This is a genomic window from Streptomyces sp. SID1328 (assembly GCF_009865595.1).
Taxonomy (GTDB): Bacteria; Actinomycetota; Actinomycetes; order Streptomycetales; family Streptomycetaceae; genus Streptomyces; species Streptomyces griseoluteus.
In genome coordinates this window covers 1-4,645 of sequence record NZ_WWKH01000335.1, presented here as the reverse complement: position 1 = coordinate 4,645, position 4,645 = coordinate 1, and the positions used below count along the sequence as shown (strand labels likewise).

Annotated in this window: 4 protein-coding genes; 1 reads left to right on the top strand and 3 read right to left on the bottom strand. The window is 69.1% G+C overall.

What is annotated here, in order from left to right; translation table 11 throughout:
• The 3 genes from GT030_RS09960 to GT030_RS09950 form a co-directional block, all read right to left on the bottom strand.
• Positions 1–551, bottom strand: a 551-nt coding sequence (locus tag GT030_RS09960; RefSeq protein WP_161200787.1) for an aldehyde dehydrogenase family protein, incomplete at its 3' end; no start/stop codon positions are given.
• Positions 552–567: 16 nt separating this feature from the next.
• The gene (locus GT030_RS09955; RefSeq protein WP_161200786.1) at positions 568–969 is read right to left on the bottom strand and encodes a nuclear transport factor 2 family protein; all 402 of its coding nucleotides are present in this window, start codon (positions 967–969) and stop codon (positions 568–570) included.
• Between the two features lie 78 nt (positions 970–1,047).
• Positions 1,048–2,583 carry a cytosine permease gene (locus GT030_RS09950; protein WP_161200785.1) on the bottom strand — a complete coding sequence of 512 codons (1,536 nt, stop codon included), beginning with the start codon at positions 2,581–2,583 and terminating at the stop codon, positions 1,048–1,050.
• Between the two features lie 103 nt (positions 2,584–2,686).
• On the opposite strand from GT030_RS09950, the gene GT030_RS09945 reads away from it, so the two are divergent.
• Entirely contained in the window at positions 2,687–4,138 is a 1,452-nt protein-coding gene (locus GT030_RS09945; protein ID WP_161200784.1) for a PucR family transcriptional regulator ligand-binding domain-containing protein, read from the top strand.
• The last annotated feature ends 507 nt before the right edge of the window (positions 4,139–4,645 follow it).

The following is a 4,645-nucleotide window of genomic DNA, read 5'->3' as shown; positions in this document are numbered from 1 at the left end:
GTGGAGGCCGGGGTGGTGTCCGAGGGCTTGAGGACCACGGCGTTGCCCGCCGCCAGAGCCGGGGCGAACTTCCACACCGCCATCAGCAGAGGGTAGTTCCATGGCGCGACCTGGGCGCACACACCGACCGGCTCGCGGCGGATGATGGAGGTCGTTCCCTCCATGTACTCGCCGGCCGAGCGGCCCTCCAGCATGCGCGCCGCGCCCGCGAAGAATCGGATCTGGTCGATTGCGGGGGCGAGTTCCTCACTGCGGGTGAGGTGGAGCGGCTTGCCGGTGTCCCGGCTCTCCGCGGCGACCAGTTCGTCGGCCCGTGCCTCCATCACATCGGCGATCTTCAACAGCACGCGCTGCCGTACGGACGGTGTGGTGTCGCGCCAGATGGGGAACGCCGAGGCTGCGGCCGCCATCGCAGCGTCCACGTCCGCGGCCCCCGAGAGCGGGGAGGTCGCGTAGACGTCACCAGTGGTGGGGTCCACCACGTCGAGCGTGCGGCCGTCCGAGGCGTCCGCGAACGCACCGTCGATGTAGTTGCGGAAGGTGGTGCTCATGGAAGATATCCCCTGGTCAAGCGGCGGTACGGGCGGACAGGTGCTCGTGGACGGCGACCCAGCGGCCGTCGTCGGCGCGGGTGAAGACGATGGTCTCCCGTTCGTGAACCGTCTCCTGGCTGGTACGGGTGGCGATCCGGGTTTCGACGTCGTGACTGAAGACGGCCGTGTCGCCGAGGTGCTGGATCAGCTGTGCGGACGAAGTGCAGCCGAGGATCCGGAAGCCGTCCTGTTCCACCCACTGCTGCCACAGCGCCCGGTACTCGGCCGTGGAGCCGAGCCGCTGCGGGGTGGTGTGGAAGACGAAGGTCGCGTCGGGGGCGAAGGCGCCGAAGTAGTCGTCCAGACGGCCCTCGGCGAAGGCGGCGACAAGCGCGTCCGCGGCGGTCCGGACCTCCTGGACAGTGGTGGTGCTCATGTACGGCTCCTGGTCTCGGGCGTTCGGCGGTCGAAGCCGGAACGCAAGGCGTTCGGTTACGCAGGTGACGGCGAGGCCTCAGTGGGCCACGGCGGGCTCGGTGACGGTCTCCTCGGAGTCACCGGTGATCGGTGGCACCGGGGCATCCGACGCCCGCACGAATCGGGGTCCGGCCGGCCCGTACACGGCGCGCGGTTCGGGGAACACGGCGAGCAGGGCGAGGTAGAGCACGATCGCGAGGGTGAGGCCGACCAGCAGCGAGATGTCCGTGCCGCCCGCGAGATCACCGAGCGGGCCGACGAACTGGCCGGGCAGGTTGGTGAAGAGGAGCGCCACGACGGCGGAGACGAGCCAGGTGGACATGCCGCGCCAGTTCCAGCCGTGCGTGAACCAGTAGCGGCCGCCGCGTTGGCGGCGGTTGAAGACCTGCAGTGCCTCCGCGTCGTACCAGCCGCGCCGGGTGACATAGCCGAGCGTCATGACGATCATCCACGGTGCGGTGCACGTGATGATCAGCGTGGCGAAGGTGGAGATGGACTGCGCGAGGTTGAGCGCGAAGCGGCCGGCGAAGATGAACGCGATGGACAGGGCACCGATGAAGAAGGTGGCCTGGACGCGGCTGAAGCGCGTGAAGACGCTGGAGAAGTCGAGCCCCGTGCCGTACAGGGACGTCGTGCCGGTGGAGAGGCCGCCGATCAGGGCGATCAGGCAGAGCGGCAGGAAGTACCAGCCCGGTGAGATCGCGAGCAGTCCGCCCACGTAGTTGGGGGCGGCAGGGTCGACGTACTTCTCGGCCTTCGACGCGATGATCGACGCGGTGGCCAGGCCGAAGAGGAACGGCAGCAGGGTGGCGATCTGGGCGAGGAACGCGGCCCCCATCACCCGGCGGCGCGGAGCCCCGGCCGGGATGTAGCGGGACCAGTCACCGAGAAACGCGCCGAAGGAGACCGGGTTGGAGAGCACGATCAGCGCGGAGCCGATGAACGAAGGCCAGAACAGCGGGTCGGCCGTGGAGGCGAAGGCTCCTGCGTAACCGGGGTCGAAGTCGCCCGCGAAGGCGAAGGCGCCGAGTACGAAGAGGGCCGACGCCGCCAGCACCGCGATCTTGTTGACCAGCAGCATGAACCGGAATCCGTAGATGCAGACGACCAGGACGAGCCCGGCGAAGATCGCGTACGCGATGCCGTAGGTCACGTCCGACTCGGGGACGTGGACGAGCCGGTGCGCGCCGCCGACGAGCGCGTCCCCCGAGGACCACACCGAGATCGAGAAGAACGCGATGGCGGTGAGCAGGGAGAGGAACGAGCCGACGACCCGGCCGTGCACGCCCAGGTGTGCGGAGGAGGAGACAGCGTTGTTGGTGCCGTTGGCGGGGCCGAACAGCGCCATCGGGGCCAGTAGGAGCCCACCCGCCACGAGACCGAGGGCGGTCGCCGCGAGACCCTGCCAGAAGGAGAGGCCGAAAAGGATCGGGAAGGCGCCCAGCACACAGGTCGCGAAAGTGTTGGCACCGCCGAAGGCGAGCCGGAACAGATCGATCGGGCGGGCTGAACGGTCCTTGTCCGGGATCCGCTCGACACCATAGGTCTCTATCTCGGTAACCGAGGTCGTCATGAGTGCTTCACCTTCCGGTCATGCAGGGGCGACGGTGCACAGTCTGGGACCCGCAGATGACCAGCGACAATTGTGTTTGCCACAGAGCCGTACGCTGTTTTATGTGGCAGACAACAAACTCACCGTCGGCGATCTGCTCTCCTTCCCGGCGCTCCAGCTCTCCGTGAAGGCCGGCAGCGCCGGTCTGGACCGGTCCGTCTCCTGGGCGCACGCAAGCGAGCTTGCCGATCCCACGCCCTGGCTCCTGGGCGCCGAGGTGATCATGACGGCGGGTCTGGCGGTCCCCCGTACTGCGGCCGGACAGCGCGCCTACCTGGAGCGGCTGGACGACGCCGGGGTGTCGGCACTCGCCCTCTCCGCCCAGTTGCACATGCCCCCGCTGCACGATGCGTTCTTCCAGGCGGCGGAGGAGCGGGGCTTCCCGGTCCTCGAAGTGCCGCTCGCCGTCCCGTTCATCGCGGTCGCCCAGGAAGTCGCGGCCGCGGCCCAGGAGGACGCCCGGCACCGGCTGGGCGCGCAGCTCCAGGTCTTCGGCGCGCTGCGCTGGCTGGTCGCCGAGGATCTCGACATGCCGACACTTCTGCGCCGTCTCGAGAGCCTGTCGGGTTACGACGTCTGTCTCTGCACACCCCAGGGCCACCCGCTCCTGCCCGGCGTTCCCGTGCCGGATCCCGCTGTCCTGCCCGCTTCCATCGACGCCCCGCCGACGGTCCCCGGCGGATTCGTCCTCCCGGTGCCCGCGCCCGGCGGCCCGGCGGGCTTTCTGGTCGCATACGAGCGTCAGGGCGCCCAGCCCGCGGGACTCGCCGTCGTCCAGCACATCGCCACGGTGGCGGCGCTGCGGCTGGCGATGGTACGCAACGAGCGCGAGACGCTGCGCCGCGAGGGCGCGGAGACACTGGCCGAACTACTGCAGGAGGTGCTCGACCCGGAGGTGGCGCGCCGCCGGCTCGCCCGGCATGCGATCGAGGGGGACACCGTACTCCTCGTGGTGCGCCACACCACCGACGCGGCGCTGCTGTCCTGTCTGCAGGACCAACCCCATCTGCTGCTCACCCGAGGTGAGGACCGCTACGTCCTGGGAGCACCGGAACTGGCAGCGGCCATCGGTGGGTTGCCCGCCGTGGCAGCCGGGATCAGCCGCCCCTTCCTGCCGGGCGCCCCGCTGAAGGTCGCCCAGCGCGAGGCGCTGTGGGCGGTTGCCAAGGCCGTGGAGTCAGGCCGCCCCGTCGTCCATTACGGCGATGACTCGACGGGTCGGTGGTTGCCGGACGACCCCGCTGCCCTGGCCGCGCTGGTCGAGCATGTGCTCGGCGAGGTGCTGCGCTATGACGAGGCCCATGATTCGCGGTTGCTCGTCTCCGCCCGCACGTGGATGGAACGCGACCGCCGTACCGAGACGGCCGCAGCGGCGCTCCACATCCATCCCAACACCCTGGCCTACCGGCTGCGCCGTTTCGGTGCTCTTGCCGACCGTGATCTGACATCGACGGCGGCCCTGGCCGAGGTCTGGCTGGCGATTCAGGCAGCGGGGGCGCTGGGCCTCACCGACTGAACAAGCACGCGCCGACCCACGGATCCGGACAGCCGCCGGACGGCCGCCCGCAGCCCACCTGCAGGCGAGGGGTACCGCGCATGCACGTGGCCGGACGGGCTTCGACCGCCGTCCCGGCTCATCTGGCTGCGCATGGCGTCGCAGGCCCGGTATGACCGGGGTGCGCTGCGATCTCCTGCCGGGCTGTGCGGCCCGTCGGCGGGCTCCGACGCGGGCCACCTAACACGGCTCAGGTCAGCGAGTCCGTAGCGACGCGCCGGACGAGGCGGGTGAGAAGGCGTCAGAATGTCACCTGAAAAGCCTAATAGTATGTCAATCCGCTTTGTTACTGCCTTATGTGATGTTCCGTCAGTTCACAGAAACGACCCAAGAATACCCTGTTCGGAGCTGATCCCCGATCTTCCGATATGCCGGTCATGTCGGGTGTAGGTAGGTTCATCCATGAGTCGGCCCGACGGGTCGGCGCCTCTCTGTGTGACAGGAGATCGTGAGATGAAGCTTCGTTCG